The organism is Allocellulophaga tsushimaensis, from assembly GCF_055383085.1.
The window spans coordinates 3043129-3063844 of the sequence record NZ_AP039451.1; the positions used below are offsets into that span (position 1 = coordinate 3043129).

The following is a 20716-nucleotide window of genomic DNA, read 5'->3' on the forward strand; positions in this document are numbered from 1 at the left end:
ATGATTAGCCAACAATAGCTATAATCAATCTATCATATGAAAAATTACAACTACCTAATTATTCCTGGTTTAGGAAATTCCGATTTAGACCATTGGCAAACGCATTGGCGTAATCAATTAACTTCATATGATAGAGTAGTTCAGGATAGTTGGGATAAACCAGAAAAAGATGCATGGTTAACTCGTTTAAATTCATATATCCAAAAATTAGAAAAACCAACAATTCTTATAGCGCATAGTCTTGCCGTTTCTTTAGTAGCCCATTGGAATAAAAACTTTAAGAATAAGCATATTGTAGGGGCATTATTAATAGCTCCAGCTGATGTAGATTCACCTGAGCATACTCCAGATATAGTACGTTCTTTTGCTCCAATGCCGCTAATAGCATTAAATTTTCCTTCAATAGTAGTAGCAAGTGAAAATGATCCGTATGTAACACTAGAACGTGCTGAAGCATTAGCAATTAAATGGGGAAGTAAATTTAAGAATGTTGGACATTTAGGACATATTAATTCAGAATCTGGTTTAGGCGATTGGAGCGAGGGTATAAAAATTCTCGAAGAATTAAGAAGGTACTAATTCCTATTTTAATTGCTTTTACAATTTATGGTGTTGGAGTTTACTACTGAAAGTATTATTTTTTATGGAATAACATGTAAATTTGTAGCATGGGTTGGAAAATTACAATGCGTTTATTTCGCTTTTTTATCATCACCAATTTTATATTGGGGTATACCATTGCATATAGTCAGAAAGAAAAGATCTATACAATACACGATTTTGATTTAAATGAAAACGTTAAATCCTGCCTGGTGAGTACTACCTATGGAAAAGAAGAATTTTATTTTGATGAAAGAGGTAGACTTACCAAACAAGTAACTCGCCATAATGAAAAAGACTACGATATCACCTATTATAAATATGTGAATGGAGAAATTATTGAAAAACGTTTTGAAAATTATAGAAATGCAATATTCGATAAAAATACTTCCATAGCTAATATGTATGCTGTAGATACAGTAGCAAGAAAAGTTACTGAGCAAATACTTACCTATAATAAAGAGTTTTTAGACCAGTATGAATATACTTATGATGCAGATCAAAGACTAATTCATATTAAAAGGAATAATGCAAATGGTATAGAACAAACTATAGTTGCTTACACAAACCACAAAGGAGAATCTACCACTACATATACTAAAAATGATGCGCTTCAAAAATCGGTTCGTGTTTCAAAAAAAATAGTAAATAATAAAAATATCAGAATAGTACTTACTAAAGAGTATCTAGAAGGTATTCCTGAAACTGCTTCAGAACAAATAGTAGATATTGAGACTAATAAAGTGCTAACAGAAAATAAGTTTGTATACGATACTATTGTAAATTCTTTTGTTGCCGAAAAGACTGTTAATTATGCCTATAATGATAAAGGAATGCTTACAGAAATAAAAACAACAAAGAATAAGCAGGTTAGCTCACAAAATTTTATTTATCAATATGATAATGGTGAAAATGGAAACTGGGTAAAGAAAATTATTACTCCAGATAATACCTATATCACCAGAAAAATAGCATATTATAAAAAAGATGAACTAACCGAGGCTGAATAGACTTTATTCTGAGCAAGTTTTTAGAATATCTGCTTGTTTACGCTGTATATGCATTAATTTTTCTGCATATAATTTACGTACTTCATTTGCAGTTTTCCCTTCTGTATCAATTCCTTCATTGATTTTCTCAACTTTTAAATCGTAGCATTTTAATGATCTAGCTACAGTTTTTAAATTTTCTTGGTACGCTTTTAAAGATTCGTTTAACTCAATAACAAGATTTTGTACTTCTTCGTAATTAACAGCATCTTCTATATCTGCTTCTGTTTCATCAGCGCCAGAAGAGCTACAAAGATCATATGTAGTGAGTAATTCTTGAATTTTAGCATAGGCATCTTTTGCATAATACCTGCCCTCTTCCCAATTTTCAGGATCTATTGAGCGTTCTAGTACACCCATAATATCTTCTATATTTTCTTTTGACTCAGAACAAGAACAAGATCCAAATTGTGCCATAGATTTTTCCATAGCAGTAAGTGCTTTTTCTGCATAATAGGTTTGGTGCTCAAAATTATTAGCAGATAAAGATTTTTTAGTGTGGTTTAATGCATATGTAGTTGCAGTATATGCATCAGCACATTCCGCAAAAGCATTAAAATTTATAAGGATAGCAAGTAAAGTTAAAAAAGTAAATTTTTTCATCTTGGTTGTAGGTTAATTTGATTTGGACCAACAAGAAAAGAATATTCGTTAATTTTTTAAAATAAAAGTGGTGAATATGCTCTAGATTGATGTGTAGGATAAAAAAAAGCGAGTTAAATAATTAAGTTGTGAATAAGCTCTTTTACAATTTCATGCCCACCATTAAAAGAAATTAACTCAGCATTGCCATTAAAAAGCTGTTGAATTTTCTCTTTTTCGGTTTGCATTCGTTCGGCAGTTATGTACTGATCTTTATCACCAATTATAATTGTGATTTTGGTATGGTTTTGTTGTAAAAAACCACAATCTTCTTTTGTGATTTCATTTGGAATACTACCCGCATAAAGGACTAATTGATGGCATTTTATTTTAGTTTGTATTACCCAGCGTGTAGCAATGGAAACACCTTGAGAAAATCCAAAAATAATTAAATGATGTGTGGTCAGTATTTTTTCATTATCTAAAACGCCCTCTAAATAGCTGATAATATTTTTAGTTTCTAATGCGGTATGCTCTTTTGTAAGCCAACTAGCACCAACATGGGTGTATTTATTATTTAGATAATATTTAGAGGGTGCCTGTGGTGCAATAATATAATTCTCTAACGGTGCTAGCTCCTTAAAATATTTTAAAAAATATTTGCTTAAGTAACCAATACCATGTAAAACAATCCATATGTTTTTAGTAGTTTCAGAAAGTGTGTTTAATGTTTGGTAAGTATTGGTAGTTGTATAAGAAATTTTCTTTTCTAATTGTTCCATATACTCAAAGTTAATTCTTAATTTTTATTTCTTTAAAATAAAAAATTCGTGTTTTTAGCTTTTCTTCTAATGGAAAGGCAATAGTTTTTATAATTAATGTTTACTTGATGGGATAAAACATGAAGTAGTTGCATATAGTTTTCATATTTTTACATAAACTATAGACACCAATTTTACATGGACGATTATAAAGAGAAGATACTTAAAATTTGTAATGAAACTTGTAAGGGAACCTTAATGGAAACCTTAGATATTAGCTATGTAGATGTTGGAGAGAATTTTTTAATTGGTAAAATGCCTGTTACACCTAAAGTATACCAGCCAGATGGCGTTTTACATGGTGGAGCTATGGTTGCACTTGCAGAAAGCGTTGGAAGTGCTGCTTCTTATATTTTTTTAAATGCGCAAGAAGTTATGGTAAGAGGAATAGAGATTTCTGCTAATCATGTAAAGAGTATCAAAGAAGGTTATGTTTTTGCAAAAGCTATTATTGTGCATAAAGGAAGAACAACACAATTGTGGGATATTAAGATTACAGATGCAAACGAGAATTTAATATCAGTATGTAAACTAACAACAATTGCATTACCCAGAAAGTAATATGTTTGCTAATTTACTTGATAAGGCGAATACTTCTTATACAACAAGTAAGCCGTTTGTACTATATAGAAAGCCCAAAGAAAAATGGGTTACAGGAATTTTTCAGTTTGATGACGAACTTCATTTCGTTAAAGATTTTTCAGAAACAGGTTTTGTTTTTGCCCCTTTTAACGATCAGCATAAAATTATTTTAATACAGAAAGATGAGCAATTTACTGCTGAATATAGTGTTAAAAAAAAATCACCTCAAAAAGTTACTTTAGAAACGCTTCCTTCAGAAAAAACATTTCATACCAATTTAATTAAAAAGGGAATTAAAGAAATTGCTAGTGGTACTTTTAAAAAAGTAGTGCTCTCAAGAAAGTTAAATACAACAATAGAAAAATCTATTTTCGAGATTTATGAGACCATTTTGGATCGTTATGCTAATGCATTTTGTTATTTATGGTACCATCCTAAAATAGGCTTGTGGTTGGGAGCTACACCGGAAAGTTTATTAAAAACAGAAAATAAAAGAATTCTAACGATGTCCTTAGCAGGAACATGCCAATATACTGGAGTAGAAAAACCAGAATGGGGTGCAAAGGAACTAGAAGAACAAGAGCTTGTAACTACTTTTATTGTTAATGCTTTAAAAGATAAAGTAAGTTCATTAAAGGTGGCAGAAACAACAGCGACTAAAGCTGGTAATTTATGGCATTTAAAAACGATAATCTCTGGAATTCTTAAAACAAGTAATGTAAAAGAAGTGATTCATCAACTGCATCCAACTCCAGCAGTCTGTGGTTTGCCAAAAGCGATAACAAAAACCTTTATACTAGCGCATGAAAATTATAACAGGACGTATTATACTGGGTATTTAGGAGAGCTTAATTTTAAAGTAGCGCAGCAACGTTCTGGGAATAAAAAAAATCAGGAGAACCAAGCATATAAGAGTATCACAAACGTAACTACCCTTTTTGTGAACCTTAGATGCATGCAGATAAAAGAAGGTACTGCTGAAATTTATATAGGAGGTGGTATTACACAAGATTCTGACCCAGAAAAAGAATGGTTAGAAACGGTTGCAAAAAGTGAAACAATGTTATCAGTTATTTTAGAATAAAAGGCGTTAGAATTGGTTTAAGAAAACACTAGGTTGTACTTTTGTAAAGCATGTTATATTCTACCATACCATCTGCTCAAACACTTGTTTATCACTGTAAATTACATGATATACAAAATATTATAATTTCTCCAGGTTCTAGAAATGCTCCTTTAACCATTAGTTTTTCCGAAGATCCATTTTTTAATTGCTATAGTATTGTAGATGAGCGTTGTGCAGCATTTTTTGCATTAGGTATTGCGCAACAACAACAAAAACCAGTAGCTGTAGTATGTACATCAGGTAGTGCTTTATTAAATTATTATGCAGCAGTTTCAGAGGCTTTTTATAGTGATATTCCTTTAGTTGTTATTTCTGCGGACAGGCCACCTTATAAAATTGATGTAGGAGATGGGCAAACCATACGACAAGATTTTGTTTTTGATAGGCATATTGGTTATTCGGCTAATTTAAAATTAGATGTCTCCCATGCTACCGAAAAAGTAAGAACACAGGGTAAAGATTTATTAGACACTAGTATAACTATTAAAGAAGCACAAGAAAAAGTACAGATTTATAATGATACCGAATTAGATAAAGCCTTGTCATTAGCAGTTAAAACATTAAGACCCATACATATAAATATTCCTTTTGAAGAGCCACTATATGATACTACAGAAAAACAAACAGTAACACCATTAGTAAGTGGCGTTCAAGAAAATACTATTGATGTATTAGCTCAAATTTCTGATTTTAAAGCATTATGGAAGTCAGCTAAAAGAAAATTAGTTTTGGTTGGTGTAGCATATCCAAATACTCTACTAGATGCATATTTAAATATTTTGGCTCAAGATGATTCGGTTATTGTTTTAACAGAAACAACTTCTAATTTACATCACCCTAATTTTTTTCCGAGTATCGATAGTTTAATAGCTCCAATAGAAAAATCTGACCAAAAAGAAGAATTATTTGCGGCATTACAACCAGATGTTGTTTTAACTTTTGGGGGGCTAATAGTTTCTAAAAAAATAAAAAGTTTTCTTCGAAGTTATGCGCCTAAACAGCATTGGCATGTATCTCCTAATAAGGCCTATGATACTTTTTTTTGTTTGTCACATCATTTCAAAACTACGGCAGCTACTTTTTTTAATAAATTTCTTGAAAACTATATAAACGTAAAGAGTAATTACTACTCCTATTGGAATACTATTAAAATAAATTATGAAAAAAAGAGAGTGGCTTATTTAAAAGAAATTTCATTTTCTGATATGCTTGCCTTTCATCATATTGCTAAAACTATACCTAAAAACTATCAATTACATTTAGCAAACAGTTCTACCATACGCTATGCACAGTTATTTGATATTCATACTTCTATAAAAGTGTTTTGCAATAGAGGAACTAGTGGTATAGATGGCAGTACCTCTACAGCAATAGGAGCCTCAATACATGCAAAAGAACCAACATTACTTATTACAGGAGATTTAAGTTTTTTCTATGATAGTAATGGTTTGTGGAATAACTATATGAGACCGGATTTTAGAATTATTTTAATTAATAATAGTGGAGGAGGTATTTTTAGAATTTTACCAGGGAAAACAAATACAGAAAATTTTGAAACCTTTTTTGAAACAAAACACAATTTAGAAGCATCCTATTTATGTAGAATGTATCAGATAGATTATGATCTTGTTGAAGATGAAAATAGTTTAACAAAAAGTTTGCTTGATTTTTACTCGAGTAGTAAAAATGCAAAACTCTTAGAAATTAAAACGCCAAGGTTAATAAATGATAAAATTTTGCTTAGTTATTTTGATTTTATATCTTAGAGCAAATAAAAATCATTAACTGTAATCTAAGAATACTAAATTAATTATGAGCAAAAGAGACGAACTAATTGTAAAGTATGCGGCAGATATCAAAGATAAATTTGGTGAAGCAGCAGACATGGACCTTTTAACTAAAGTAGCAATAGGATTAGGTCCTGCTATTTATAATGCAGATGCATCTAAAGTATCTGGTAGTGATGATAAGGAATTAGAAACTGTTAAAAAGAACTTCTTAATGAAAAAATTAGGAATGGCTGACAGTGACGATTTAATGTCTGCTATTAAAGATGTTGTAGAAAAGTATGGAAAGTCTAATAAAAATAAACACAGAGCTGTTGTTTATTACATGTTAGCTAAACATTTTAAAAAAGCATCTGTTTACAACAAATAAGTTTTTTTAACTATTTTAAAAAGCCGTTTCTACTAAGAAACGGCTTTTTTTAGTATTAAAAAACAAAATAATAGTAAGGAATTTATATACTTTGTATTTCGTATTATAACGTATTTTTGCACTATGATAGAATTAGGAAATTATAATACATTAGAAATTTTAAGAGATACTAGTGTTGGACTTTTTTTGGGTGATGATGAGGGGAATGATGTGTTACTACCCAATAAATACGTGCCTAAAAGTTATAAGATAGGCGACAAACTTGATGTTTTTTGTTACCTAGATCATGATGAAAGACCTATAGTTACTTCTTTAAAACCACATATCATAAGAAACTCATTTCAATTGTTAAAAGTTGTTGAGGTAAATAACATTGGCGCATTTATGGACTGGGGTTTAGAAAAACATTTATTAGTTCCTTTTAAAGAGCAACGTACAAAAATGCAAGAAGGACAATGGTATGTAGTTTTTTGTTATTTAGATGAGGTTTCTTTTAGGCTGGTAGCTTCAAACAAATTAGACAAGTTTTTAGATAATGAAAAAATTGCTTTAAGAGAAAGAGAAGAAGTTTCTATTATTATTACGAGACAGCATAATTTAGGTTGGGACGTTATCATAAATAATAAGCATAAAGGTTTAGTGTATAAAAATGAAGTATTTAAAAGAATTGCTGTAGGAGATACTACCAAAGGGTATATTAAAAATATAAGACCAGACAAAAAAATAGATGTTAGCTTGCAACCATTAGGTGCAAATGTTCTAGAACCAGGAGCACATCTAGTTTATGAAATGTTGCAAAAAGAAGGAGGTTTTTTAGCTTTACATGATAAATCTTCACCAGAAGAAATAAGTGCAATACTACAAATTAGTAAGAAAGTTTTTAAAAAAAGTATTGGTACATTGTATAAAAACCGGAAGATTGAGATAAAAAATGATGGCATTTATTTACTTTGACCACAGAAATATGGCATTTCACATCTAATACTATGAAAACCAATCAAATATATCCAATATTTTTTATTTTTTTATTTAGAAATACTTACATTTAAACTCCAATAAAAATTTTTATTTTTAGAAAAAATTAACAGACCCCCTAATTCAAAAAAATATGCCGTTTATAGAAGAAAGCGACCTTTTAGATTTACACAAGGATATTGATAAATCCAGAATTTTAAATGAAAGACTTCTTGATCAAGTAAAGTATAAGAATAAAGAATTAAAACGCAGTAAAATTCAACGTAACATTTTGGCTGGTTTTACATGTTTTTTTCTTTTAGGAGTGCTCGCTTTGTATTCTTTTAGTATGGGAGCCAGAATTAATCAAACCAATGATGACAATATTCTAGTATCTATTGATAGTTTAGATGTTATTAAGTCAAGAATGGATAACCTTAGAGTTAAAAATCAAGAACTTAGTAATGTTAAAGAATTTTATTTAGCAAAAGAATTTATAGAGAAAGAAAAGGTCTATTCCGTACAAATTAAATCGTTTGTAGAGAATAACCTTACGTTGTCATCAAAAGCATTAAACAACACCATGTTTGTTAAAGCAAACCCATTTTATTCTTATTCTTTAGGAACTTTTGAAACTATTAAAGAGGCAAGAGACTTTAGATATCAATTAGTAAAAATGGGGTTTGAAGATGCATTTGTAGCTTCATATAAAGATGGAAAGCGTTTAAAAATAGAAGACCCTTATTAGTGCATAAAATTAAGGCTTGGCTTAATGCTGCAAGATTACGTACGTTACCTCTCTCCATTTCTGGTATAATAGTAGGAGCATCTTTAGCATCTTATTATGGTTATTCTAACTACTTAATTTTTATTATTGCGCTTTTTACTACAGTAGGTTTCCAAATCACATCAAACTTTGCAAATGATTATGGTGATGGAGTAAAAGGTACCGATAATGAAGATAGAATTGGACCTAAAAGAGCTTTACAAGCTGGTTTGCTTACTAGAAAAGAACTTAAAAACGGAATTATTATATCCGTAATTATAAACCTTATTCTTGTTATTATATTATTATATTTTTCTTTTGGAGTTGAAAAAATAGGCTTATCCCTATTTTTTTTGTCTCTAGGTATCTTTAGTATATGGGCAGCTATTAAATATACTGTTGGTTCTTCTGCCTATGGTTATAAGGGCTTTGGAGATATCTTTGTATTTTTATTTTTTGGTTTAGTAAGTGTTTTAGGAACATTATTTTTATTTACAAAATTTATAACACCTATGGCAATATTACCGGCAATTAGTATAGGTACTTTAAGTGTAGGGGTTCTAAATTTAAACAATTTAAGAGATGCTATTTCTGACAAAAAAGCAGGAAAAAACACTCTAATTGTTAAGATAGGTTTTAATAATGGGAAAATATATCATTACGTTTTAATCCTTATAGCATTTAGCGCTATAGCTATATTTTCCATTATTCATTTTAAAAATTGGAAACAATTATTATTTTTGGTTGCTTTTATTCCTATATTAGCCCATATAAAAAAAGTTTACCAAACAAACACACCAAACGCATTAGATCCTGAATTAAAAAAGCTTGCTATTAGCACATTTTTATTAGCAATACTCTTTTATTTTAGTTTTAATATTTTTTTGTAAATTTATACTAATAAATAAACTGATCTTGGAAAAACCAATTAAGATACTCATAGTAGAAGATAATGTTATTATAGCAGATGATATGCAATCTATGTTAGAAGAGATTGGATATGAAATTGTAGGTAACGTTATTGTTTTTGAGCAGGCGGAAGAAATACTTAAAAGTAAAGAGGTTGATCTTGTTTTAATAGACATCATTTTAGCTTCTGATAAAACTGGTATTGATTTAGGTAAGCATATAAGAGAACATTATAATATTCCTTTCATCTTTGTAACCTCTAATTCTGATAGAGCTACTGTAGAAAATGCAAAAACTGTAAAGCCAAACGGATACTTAGTTAAACCCTTTGAGCAACAAGATTTATATACTTCAATAGAAATAGCATTATCTAGTTTTAACTATAATGAAAAATCTAATTCAGCTAGTGCTGCTAATGGTGCTAATGATATGGATGAAAAAGTAGTTTCTAATTCTGTTTTAAAAGATTCTATTTTTGTCAAAAAACAGCATCTTTATTATCGAATTCAATTCGAAGATATTCAATTTATAAAGGCTGATAATGTTTATTTAGAAGTAAATACAGTTGATAAAAAGTTCTTGGTTCGTTCTCCATTAAAGGATTATTTAGAAAAATTACCACAAAAAAAGTTTTACAGAGCACATAAATCGTATATCGTTAATGTAGATCATATTGATGCTATTAACTCAAAAGATATTATGATTAATAATAACCTAATTCCAATTTCAAAGGAATTTAAAGAGTTTATTATTTCTGCTATGAATTCTTAAATAAAATAATTTTCTTTTTTTAAAGTTCAAAGATTACTACAGCTTATTAGTGCATCACTGTTATGATTCTAAGCATCCTTATATGCCAATTTTTATAAGTTTTTCACAACAAATATGTACTTGTACACAACATTATATTTTAAATTTTAGATGTTGCTTATATCTTTAATTTATATTTATAAGAACATCCCAAATCTTATCATTTATTCATAGATTAAATAATTTTAAAAGCCAAATAATTAAATTATTTAGTGTTTCAACATTATATTTAATTAATACTATCCTACCACTTGTTGCATAAAATAAAAATTTTGAATTTGTTTATGTTAAGTTTTGTGTATTTGTAACAACTAATACTTTACTTTTACATAGTATATTATTTTTTTACATTAATTGACTATATTTGAACTAACATCGTGAAAGTATTTATCATAAAAAAATATCTTCTAATACTATTTATTTTAGTATCTATATCAGTTCTTTCCCAAGAAACAGATCTGCAAATACCAAATTCATTTACCAAATTCCAAAATGCGAATAGTGTAGAGGATAAATTTAATGTATTTTTTAATTCCTCAAATAGATACTCTCAAGTTTCTCAGTACGAATGGTTAGATCTCATTAGAGGTCATGTGACTACATCCGAAGAAAAACAAGATTCTACATCTTTGGTTAAATACAAAATAATGCTGAGTCAATTAGATTATGATATTGGTAAATACGCTAACAGTGTTAAATTAAGTAGTGATCTATATTATAAGGTAAAAAATATCAGCTTAAAAGAAAAAAAGTTATTGTTAGAATTAATGGATAACAATTACTATAATTTAAAGCTATACAGAGAACAATTAGAAGTTCGCAAAGAAAAAAAACAAATAGGACTTACAGATGATATTATTTTTTATGATATCTATGCCAATATGGGATCGCCAAGAAAGGCTATGGGAAGTTATATTGAAGAGTCTAAAAAGACTTTAGATACTGATAATTATTATGAACAAGCAGAATATAACAATACGATAGGTTATTATTTAAGATTAGATGATTCCAATCCAGTTGCTTTAATGCATCTTAAAAAAGCAAATAGCTTTATTGAATTGTATTTAAGTAATATTACTAATGAAAGAACTGAAAATGAACTAATTAAAGCAAATTTATTAAAGGGTATAATAGCTGGTAATATTGGTAAATGCCAAATGGAAATGAAAGAATATACCAAGGCAATAGAAAATCTTAAATCTAGCATTACTATTTTAAATGATTATAAGATAGATAGTTATAACACGGTTTTTACCGAAAATGTACTTTGTTTAGCCGAATGTGAATTACAAGAAGAGGCGTATGAAAATGCATTTATATATTTAGAAACAAATTTTAATTATTTAGAACCTAAGGCAATATTAAAAAAGAATAGGTTACTTGCTTTATATTATGATAAAACGAATGAATTTGAAAAGGCAACATTTTATTTAAAAGAAAATGAAAGAGTCAGAGATTCATTAATAAATACTGAATCAGATCTTATAGATCAACAATTTAAAGCTGTTTATGATGCAGAATTAGAAAACTCAAAAGCATTACTAGATGCCTCTAAAGAAGATTTAGCAAAAAAGAGTATAGAAATTGAGGCTATGGATAGCAAAATAAGTGTTATTTATATTTCTTTAATATTTACGCTATTAGGTTTTGCAGGTTTGGTGTATGCTTATTTAAGAAGTATTAAAGCGCAACGCGTAATTGTAGAGCAAAAACATATTATTGAAGCTTCTTTGGTTGAAAAAGACTCATTACTAAAAGAAATTCACCATAGAGTAAAAAACAACTTACAAATGGTTTCTAGCTTACTTAGCTTGCAAACTAAAAACACAAGAAGTAAGGCAGCAATACAAGCTTTGGAAGAAGGTAAAAGCAGAGTTAAGGCAATGGCATTAATTCATCAAAAGCTATATCAAAATGAAGACCTTTCTGTTATTGAAATGCAAGGTTATATAGAAAGCCTTATTAATAGTGTACAGTCAGTGTATAGAAAAGGTGGGCATAACATTAATATTACAATTGATGCTGAAGATGTTGAGTTAGATATCGACAGGGCAATTCCTTTTGGGCTAATTTTAAATGAATTGGTATCTAATTCTTTTAAATACGGATTTCCAGATAATGACGAAAGTGGAAAAATTTATATCCATCTTAGAAAAAATAATACAGAAGGCTTTTTCGAATATACAGATAATGGTGTAGGTTTACCAGTAGATGTAAATGAACGTTCAGATTCTTCAATGGGAGTTCGTTTAATGAATCGCCTTGTAAATCAATTACAATCTACATTAAATATCGATAAAGTTTCTGAAGGAGTTCGTTTTTGGTTTAATTTTAAATAAAAACGTATTAATAGTTGTTATATGGTATTATGAAAACTACTTTTCTATACCATTTCACTATCATTATGATACTTTTAGATATGTTAAAATTGATCATGATGTAGCGAAAGAAAAATTTAAAAGCGGTAAATAGTTACATTTATTACCATTAAGACATGCAATTTCTATTAAAAAATGCTTTTAAAAAATGAAAGCATATTACAAAAAATACATTTTAGACTTTAAAAGACCAAGTGGAACTTCTAGAGGAATACTGCGTCAAAAAGAAACCTGGTTTATTATTATAGAACACAATGATAAAATAGGAATAGGAGAATGTGGTTTATTAAGAGGCTTAAGTATAGATGATGTTCCTAATTATGAAGAAAAATTAAAATGGACTTGTGAAAATATTCATTTAGGTCGAGGAAAATTATGTGAAAAATTATTGACATACCCTAGCCTACAATTTGGTGTAGAACAAGCTTTTTTATCCATAGCATCAGAAACACCCTTTGCACTTTTCCCTTCTCAATTTACTAAAAGCAAAAGTCCAATTGTAATTAATGGTCTAATTTGGATGGGAGACGAAAGTTTTATGTTAGATCAAATTCAACAAAAATTAGAAGAAGGTTTTAAATGCATTAAGATGAAAATTGGTGCTATAGATTTTAAAACCGAGTTGAAATTACTATCCGTTATTCGAAAAAAATACAAAGCAGAACAAATAGAATTGCGTGTAGATGCCAATGGAGCTTTTGGAATAGACGAGGCTTTTGAAAAATTAAAAAGACTCTCCGAATATAATTTACATTCTATAGAACAACCTATAAAACAAGGGAATATAGAAGAAATGCGTATTTTGTGTGCAGAAACACCACTACCTATAGCATTAGATGAAGAATTAATAGGAGTGTTTGAGTTTGAGAAAAAGCAACAGCTATTAAAAACCATTCAGCCACAATATATTATTTTAAAACCTAGTTTTGTTGGTGGTTACAATGGAAGTAAAGAATGGATAACAATAGCTAATAAATTAGGGATAAAATGGTGGATTACTAGTGCTTTAGAGAGCAATATAGGACTTAATGCCATTGCACAATGGACATATCAGTTAAATAATAGCATGCCTCAAGGTCTTGGAACTGGTGGTTTATATACAAATAATATAGACAGCCCGCTTACAGTAGCAAATGGAAATTTATATTACGATAAAAATGAAAATTGGAAAGAAAATTTAATTAAAGAATTATGTATATAGAACAAGCATATAAGAGTTTGTATGATAATTGGAGGTACTTATTAGGTTTTATAATCATTATTATAGGTTGGCAAGTTATAGGTTCAATTCCTATTGGGGTGGCAATGTTTATGGAATTCTTTGAAAATGGTAATCTACTGAGTGATATTTCTGCTATTTCAAAAGCTTTGGGGTCTAACTTATTTTTCTTTTTAATGTTGTTATCATTTGCAATAGGCCTATTAGCTATTTATGTAACTTCTAAGCTTTTACATAAGCAATCTTTTACAGAATTAACTACTTCAAGAAAAAAAATAGATAAAGAGAGAATAGCTTTTGCTTTTATTTTATGGGCAGTTATTTCTATGATAATGACAGGTATAGACATCTATATAGCACCAGATAATTATGTTTGTAATTTTAAGTTAGAACCATTTTTAACGCTCTTTTTTATAGTTGTAATATTTATTCCTTTACAAACTAGTTTTGAAGAATATTTTTTTAGAGGATATTTAATGCAAGGTATTGGAATATTAGCTAAAAATAGATGGTTGCCTTTAGTACTAACCTCAGTTATTTTTGGAGGCTTGCATATTTTTAATCCAGAAGTAGAAAAACTGGGTTATGGTATTATGGTTTATTACATCGGTACAGGTTTTTTCTTGGGGATTTTAACGCTAATGGATGAAGGTATGGAATTAGCTTTAGGTTTTCATGCCGCTAATAATTTAATTACTGCCCTTTTAGTTACGGCAGATTGGACCGCTTTTCAAACGGATTCTATATATCGTGATATTTCTGATCCAGTGTTGGGTTGGGATGTTTTAATTCCTGTTTTAGTGATTTATCCTATTTTACTTTTCATTTTTTCTAAAATATACAGATGGAAAAATTGGAAAGAACGGTTATTTGGAAAGGTATTGCCTAGGGAGTCAGTTGTAAATGAAGAAATAAACGAGTGGGCAGCCAAATAATTCATCCTAGCTTTGCTTTTAATGGTTCTTTGTATAATGAAAAGACCCTTTTTTTAGAAGCTCAAAACTATAGTAAGAGCCAAGAGTCTTATAAAAGAGTAATAGGCAGTTTTCTTTTAGAATGGTTAAATGATTCCGAAGATCTAAAAGTGAAAACTTCTGGTTCTACAGGGAAACCAAAGACTATAGTGTTAAAAAAAGGACACATGATAAATTCGGCCATTGCTACTGGTACTTTTTTTAACTTAAAAGCGACTAATACTGCATTATTATGTTTACCTGTAGACTTTATAGCTGGCAAAATGATGCTTGTTAGAGCTATGGTTTTAGGTTTGCAATTAGATGCTGTTGCACCTAACTTAAATCCTTTAACAGAAACTTCTAAAATCTATGATTTTTGTGCAATGATTCCATTACAGGTTCAAAATTCATTTGCTAAAATAGAACAAGTTAAAACCCTAATTGTTGGTGGAGCACCAATGGCTAAAGCATTGAAAAATAAAGTTCAAAATAAAATTACTTCAGTTTATGAGACCTATGGGATGACGGAAACGATTACTCACGTCGCTGTAAAAAATATTCAGACTACACAAAATACCTTTAAAGCTTTACCTGAGGTATCATTTTCAATAGATCATAGAAATTGCCTTATCATTACGGCTCCACAGATAACTGAGGAACCTGTGATTACCAATGATGTGGTTCATTTAATTTCTGAAACAGCATTTGAATGGTTAGGACGTTATGATATGATTATAAATTCTGGTGGAATAAAACTAAATCCAGAACGTATAGAAGGTATAGTTTCAAAAATTATTTCGAATCGTTTTTTTGTGGTGGGTTTTCCAGATAAAAATCTTGGTCAAAAATTAGTTTTAATTGTTGAAGGCAATACAAAAACGAAAGGGTTGCTAGCGCAGCTGAAAAAGGAAACGAATCTTAAAAAATTTGAAATTCCTAAAGAAATTATTCAACTTCCAAAGTTTATAACTACACAGAACGGAAAAATACAACGCATCAAAACCTTAGAACTTGCCATAAAGAAGGAATAAATACATTACATTTTTGTATTTTCATAATTGAATACAACCGATTATGAAAAAATACATTCTTTATATATTTATCTTATGTACAACCTTACTTAGTGCACAACAAATTCTTCCAGAAAAACAACGCGCTAGGCTAGTAGATGAAATCTTAGAAGATCGCTTCACAAATTTACTTCCAGCGTTAATGGATAAAAGTAATATTGATATGTGGATTGTAATTTCAAGAGAATATAATGAGGATCCTGTATTAAAAACAATGTTACCCGCTACATGGCTAAATGCAAGAAGAAGAACCATACTGCTTTTTTATAGAAATAAAGTAAAGAATACTCTTGAAAAATTAGCAGTTGCGCGTTATGATGTTGGGAAAAGTATAAAATCTGCTTGGGATAAGGAAAAAGAACCAGATCAATGGAAAAGATTAATGGAATTGATTGAAGAACGAAAACCTAATAAAATTGGATTAAACTTTTCTAAAGACCATAATATAGCCGACGGTTTAGATAAAACAGATTATGATGAATTTATGGCTAATCTGCCTAAAAAACACCATTCAAAAGTTACTTCGGCAGAGCAATTAGCGGTTCGTTGGATTGAAACACGAACACATAAAGAAATGATGATCTACAATCAGTTAGTAAGTGTAACTCATGATATTATTGCTGAAGCATTTTCAGAAAAAGTAGTAACGCCAGGAATTACCACAACAACCGAAGTGGAGTGGTGGATGCGTCAAAAAGTTACGGATTTGGGTTTAGAAACTTGGTTTCATCCCACAGTAGATGTGCAACGCACAAGCAAACAGCTTGTTGGTCATTTATATTCCTTTTCTGGTAGACCAGATGATACGGTGATTTTACCAGGAGATTTATTACACTGTGATTTTGGGATTACCTATTTGCGCTTAAACACAGATTGCCAAGAGTTGGCATATGTTTTAAAATCTGGTGAGAAAACCGCACCTCAATTTTTAATTGATGGTTTAAAAGAGGGTAATAGCGTACAAGACTTCCTAACCAAAAATATGATTGCAGGTAGAACGGGTAATGAGATTTTATCTAAATCTTTACAACAAGCTAAAGCTGCAGGATTAAGACCATCTATTTACACACATCCGCTAGGTTTTTATGGTCATTCTGCAGGTACTACCATTGGTATGTGGGATTCTCAAGGGGGAGTAATGAAAGATGATGGCGACAATTATCCTTTAAACCCCAATACCGTTTATGCTATTGAATTAAATACTACAATTACAATACCTGAGTGGAAAAGAGATATCCGTATTATGTTAGAAGAGGCTGGGTTTTATGGCGAAAACGGATTTAGATATGTTAATGGAAGGCAAACAGAACTCTTAGTAATACCAAGAGTTCAGCAGCATCAAGGAAACTAATTAGAATAGCTATTATTTTTTTGAGCTTTAATTATAAGATAGTAATACTAACCGCTTTAAGGCCTTAGTGATTTTAAAGAAGTAACTTTCCCTCATCCAAAAGTCCACTTTACTCATTCTTCATTTTATATAGTATACATCTTGTGTAGGTTTACCTAGAATTTAAAAACCAGCGAAAGATGAGAAATATAATTTTAGGAATTGCATTATGTATTGCATTTTTGGGAAGTGCACAGGAAACTCAACAAAAGGATACTATTAAAGCGAAGCCTATAAAAGGAGTTTTATTAGATAGTAATAATGAACCACTGCCTGGAGGAAAGGTTATTATTAAAGGAACTAAAAATAATACAGTAACTGACTTTGATGGTGTATTTGAAATTGTGGCTGCCATGGGAGATATACTTCAGTTTTCTTATTTGGGTTTTATAACAGAAGAAATTGAAATTAAAGGTTTCTCGAACTTAAAAATTGAATTAAGAGAAGATCAGCAATTTGAAGATGTTGTTTTATCGTGTTGTTGTTACTTTAATTATAAAAAAGAATATCCTTTCAAAGTCTACGAGATTCAGAATAACAACTTTGTAACCCAACAAGATGTCTATAACGCTATACAATCTCAAGTACCTAGTGTTAGAATCTCTAATACAGTAGGTTATCCTAATCAAACGCCTAGAATAACGATGCGCGGTGATGATAATACTATTGTAATTATAGATGGAGTTCGTAGGTCTCTTTCGGCTTTAAATACCATAAACCCATCTGATATAGAAACCATAAAAGTTTCTAATGATCCCTCAGCTTTAAACTATTTTCTAACTTCTAATAACCAATAAAATGAAAAATTTAATTGTATTTGTATTTATAGCGCTATGTAGCATAGTGGGAAATACACAAGTAAAAAGTATTTATGGAGTAGTAACTGATGAGATGAATGCTCCATTACCAGGAGTTACAGTTTTAATTAAAGGAACATCAATAGGTGATGCTACAGATTTTGACGGAAAATATTCAATAAAAGCATCAAAAGGAGATTTTTTAACCTTTAGTTATCTTGGGTATATCACTAAAGAAATAGAGGTAGATGATAGTGTAGTCATAAATGTTCAGATGGAAGCAGATTCACAAGCATTAGATGAAGTTGTTGTTGTTGGCTATGGAGTCCAAAAAAGAAGCTATCTAACAGGTGCTGTTTCAAGAGTCAGTTCAAAAGATTACGTTTCTAGAGGTCCAACCAGAAAAGAAAAAAGAAAAGCGTATCAACAATCTTTAGCAAATACTTTACAAGGACAAATTACGGGAGTGAAAGTTACTAGTGCTAATGGAACTTCAGGAAGTACCACTAAAATAAAAATTAGAGGTGTAAATTCAACCGAAACAGATAAAGAGCCTTTGTATATTATTGATGGTACCCCGATGCCTAAATATAATAATGCTGTTTTAACTCAGATGAATCCCAATCAAATTAAAAAGATGAAGGTTCATAAACCAGAAAAAGCAACCAAATTATTTGGAGAAATTGCTCAAGGAGGATGCGTAGTAATTACGACTAAAAGAGGTAATTATCAATTAGAAAATGATGAGAATTACGCTAAGATAACCGAAAATACTTTTGAGAAAACCACATTAAATCCGTTATCTACTTTTTCTATCGATGTTGATAAGGCTGGTTATAGTAATGTGAGGAGAATGATTAATAATGGGCAACGAGTACCAATTAGTGCTGTAAAAGTTGAGGAAATGGTTAATTATTTTGATTATTCCTATCCGCAACCAACAGCACATCCTTTTTCTATCAATACAGAAATAGCAGGAACACCGTGGAATACGGATACCAAATTAGTTAGAATAGGTTTACAAGGAAAAGAATATACCAATGAAGAATTACCTGCATCTAATCTTACTTTTTTAATAGATGTATCTGGTTCCATGAGTAGTCATAATAAATTACCATTATTAAAGTCCGTTTTTAAATTATTAGTAAACCAATTGCGTAAAAAAGATAAAGTAGCCATTGTAGTATATGCTGGTGCAGCTGGTGTTGTTTTAGAACCTACAAGTGGGGAACAAAAAGAGAAAATTATAGCGGCATTAGATCAATTAGAATCGGGAGGTTCTACTGCTGGTGGAGCAGGAATAGAATTGGCTTATAAATTAGCCATTAAAAACTTTAAAAAGAATGGAAATAATAGAGTTATTCTTGCTACCGATGGTGATTTTAATGTAGGGGCATCAAGCAATATGGCCATGGAAGAATTGATCACTGAAAAAAGAAAATCGGGTGTATTCTTATCAGCATTAGGCTTTGGAATGGGGAACTATCAAGATTCTAAATTAGAGACCTTAGCCGATAAAGGAAACGGAAATCATGCCTATATAGATACCATGCAGGAAGCGCAAAAAGTTTTTGGAAAAGAGTTTGGAGGAACTTTATATACGATAGCTAAAGATGTAAAAATTCAAGTAGAATTTAATCCTAATAAAGTACAAGCTTATCGACTTGTTGGGTATGAAAATAGATTACTTGCCGATGAAGATTTTGTGGATGATACTAAAGATGCGGGCGAATTAGGAAGTGGCCATACCGTTACGGCATTGTATGAAGTAGTACCTGTAGGAGTGAAAAGTGATTATGTAAAAGATATGACAGACTTAAAATATACAGAGTCTAAAGTATATTCAAAGTATACAGATGAGTGGCTTACGGTAAAATTCCGTTATAAAAAACCGGATGGAGAAAAGAGTATTGAATTAGTAGAGGTATTAAAAACGGAAGAGACTAAAATGTCTTCAGATTTTAAATTTGCTGCATCTGTAGCTTTATTTGGCATGCAATTGCGTAAATCTCAATACACAAATGCTACAAATGTAGCTAATGTACTAGCACTTGCAGAAGCGGGTAGAGGGGATGATCAACAAGGATATAGAGCGGAGTTTATACGACTGGTAAAAGCATCGAAAAACCAAATTGGTAAAGGGGATTATGGTAAGTAAAATAACTTTCTTGTTACTATGCTATAGTCTAACAATATTAGGGCAAAACAATGAAATTAAAGGATTTGTTTCTGATGAAATGGGTCCTTTACCTAGTATTGTTATTAGAAATCTGAATACTAAAAAAGGAACAAAAACTAATTTTTTAGGATCGTTTACCATAAAAGGTTCAAAAGGAGATACATTAGTTTTTGAAGGAATGGATTGTAAAAAGGAAAAAATAATAATATCAGAAATAGATACCATTAATATATTTTTAAAAAGACGCTTTATAAAATTAAAAGAAGTAGTAGTATTGGGATACAACCCTAATAATGGGGTTTGTGTTTTACCTTTTATGCAACCTATAGAAGCACCTATTCTTTTTGCAATCCATAAAAATAATTAATATA

20 protein-coding genes are annotated in these 20716 nt (G+C 30.1%); 18 read left to right on the plus strand and 2 right to left on the minus strand.

Annotated features, from left to right (window positions below; genetic code table 11):
* Positions 1–36 precede the first annotated feature (36 nt).
* On the plus strand, positions 37–579 hold the full coding sequence (locus ACZ451_RS13250) for an RBBP9/YdeN family alpha/beta hydrolase (RefSeq protein WP_464213179.1): 543 nt from the start codon (positions 37–39) through the stop codon (positions 577–579).
* Positions 580–668: 89 nt separating this feature from the next.
* Complete coding sequence (locus ACZ451_RS13255) at positions 669–1610, plus strand: hypothetical protein (RefSeq protein WP_464213181.1); 942 nt, start codon at positions 669–671, stop codon at positions 1608–1610.
* 3 nt (positions 1611–1613) lie between these two features.
* Here ACZ451_RS13255 and ACZ451_RS13260 read toward each other — a convergent pair whose 3' ends face one another.
* Positions 1614–2252 carry a hypothetical protein gene (locus ACZ451_RS13260; protein WP_464213183.1) on the minus strand — a complete coding sequence of 213 codons (639 nt, stop codon included), beginning with the start codon at positions 2250–2252 and terminating at the stop codon, positions 1614–1616.
* A 113-nt stretch (positions 2253–2365) separates the two neighbouring features.
* A complete protein-coding gene (locus ACZ451_RS13265; RefSeq protein WP_464213185.1) occupies positions 2366–3013 on the minus strand; it encodes an alpha/beta hydrolase in 648 nt (215 codons plus the stop codon).
* A gap of 177 nt (positions 3014–3190) precedes the next feature.
* On the opposite strand from ACZ451_RS13265, the gene ACZ451_RS13270 reads away from it, so the two are divergent.
* The 16 genes from ACZ451_RS13270 to ACZ451_RS13345 all read left to right on the plus strand — a co-directional run bounded on the left by ACZ451_RS13270 (position 3191) and on the right by ACZ451_RS13345 (position 20712).
* The gene (locus tag ACZ451_RS13270; RefSeq protein WP_464213187.1) at positions 3191–3613 is read left to right on the plus strand and encodes a PaaI family thioesterase; all 423 of its coding nucleotides are present in this window, start codon (positions 3191–3193) and stop codon (positions 3611–3613) included.
* Position 3614: 1 nt separating this feature from the next.
* A complete protein-coding gene (locus ACZ451_RS13275) occupies positions 3615–4718 on the plus strand; it encodes a chorismate-binding protein (RefSeq protein WP_464213189.1) in 1104 nt (367 codons plus the stop codon).
* 50 nt (positions 4719–4768) lie between these two features.
* A complete protein-coding gene (gene menD, locus ACZ451_RS13280) occupies positions 4769–6526 on the plus strand; it encodes a 2-succinyl-5-enolpyruvyl-6-hydroxy-3-cyclohexene-1-carboxylic-acid synthase (protein WP_464213191.1) in 1758 nt (585 codons plus the stop codon).
* A gap of 46 nt (positions 6527–6572) precedes the next feature.
* Positions 6573–6917, plus strand: a complete 345-nt coding sequence (locus ACZ451_RS13285; protein WP_464213193.1) for a DUF2853 family protein — start codon at positions 6573–6575, stop codon at positions 6915–6917.
* Between the two features lie 123 nt (positions 6918–7040).
* On the plus strand, positions 7041–7871 hold the full coding sequence (locus ACZ451_RS13290) for a CvfB family protein (protein ID WP_464213195.1): 831 nt from the start codon (positions 7041–7043) through the stop codon (positions 7869–7871).
* Positions 7872–8025: 154 nt separating this feature from the next.
* Positions 8026–8619, plus strand: a complete 594-nt coding sequence (locus tag ACZ451_RS13295) for an SPOR domain-containing protein (protein WP_464213197.1) — start codon at positions 8026–8028, stop codon at positions 8617–8619.
* Positions 8619–9527, plus strand: a complete 909-nt coding sequence (gene menA, locus ACZ451_RS13300) for a 1,4-dihydroxy-2-naphthoate octaprenyltransferase (RefSeq protein ID WP_464213199.1) — start codon at positions 8619–8621, stop codon at positions 9525–9527. Before ACZ451_RS13295 ends, menA begins: the two co-directional genes overlap by 1 nt.
* Positions 9528–9552: 25 nt before the next feature.
* Positions 9553–10317 carry a LytR/AlgR family response regulator transcription factor gene (locus tag ACZ451_RS13305; RefSeq protein ID WP_464213201.1) on the plus strand — a complete coding sequence of 255 codons (765 nt, stop codon included), beginning with the start codon at positions 9553–9555 and terminating at the stop codon, positions 10315–10317.
* A 416-nt stretch (positions 10318–10733) separates the two neighbouring features.
* Entirely contained in the window at positions 10734–12695 is a 1962-nt protein-coding gene (locus ACZ451_RS13310; RefSeq protein WP_464213203.1) for a sensor histidine kinase, read from the plus strand.
* Between the two features lie 187 nt (positions 12696–12882).
* A complete protein-coding gene (locus ACZ451_RS13315) occupies positions 12883–13935 on the plus strand; it encodes an o-succinylbenzoate synthase (RefSeq protein WP_464213205.1) in 1053 nt (350 codons plus the stop codon).
* Positions 13926–14888, plus strand: a complete 963-nt coding sequence (locus tag ACZ451_RS13320) for a lysostaphin resistance A-like protein (protein ID WP_464213207.1) — start codon at positions 13926–13928, stop codon at positions 14886–14888. The genes ACZ451_RS13315 and ACZ451_RS13320 overlap by 10 nt, the downstream gene beginning before the upstream one ends.
* Positions 14873–15940 carry an AMP-binding protein gene (locus tag ACZ451_RS13325; RefSeq protein WP_464213209.1) on the plus strand — a complete coding sequence of 356 codons (1068 nt, stop codon included), beginning with the start codon at positions 14873–14875 and terminating at the stop codon, positions 15938–15940. Before ACZ451_RS13320 ends, ACZ451_RS13325 begins: the two co-directional genes overlap by 16 nt.
* 43 nt (positions 15941–15983) lie before the next feature.
* The gene (locus ACZ451_RS13330; RefSeq protein WP_464213211.1) at positions 15984–17330 is read left to right on the plus strand and encodes a M24 family metallopeptidase; all 1347 of its coding nucleotides are present in this window, start codon (positions 15984–15986) and stop codon (positions 17328–17330) included.
* Positions 17331–17509: 179 nt separating this feature from the next.
* Positions 17510–18166, plus strand: a complete 657-nt coding sequence (locus ACZ451_RS13335; RefSeq protein ID WP_464213213.1) for a carboxypeptidase-like regulatory domain-containing protein — start codon at positions 17510–17512, stop codon at positions 18164–18166.
* 1 nt (position 18167) lies between these two features.
* Positions 18168–20324, plus strand: a complete 2157-nt coding sequence (locus ACZ451_RS13340) for a vWA domain-containing protein (protein WP_464213215.1) — start codon at positions 18168–18170, stop codon at positions 20322–20324.
* Entirely contained in the window at positions 20314–20712 is a 399-nt protein-coding gene (locus ACZ451_RS13345) for a carboxypeptidase-like regulatory domain-containing protein (protein ID WP_464213217.1), read from the plus strand. The genes ACZ451_RS13340 and ACZ451_RS13345 overlap by 11 nt, the downstream gene beginning before the upstream one ends.
* The last annotated feature ends 4 nt before the right edge of the window (positions 20713–20716 follow it).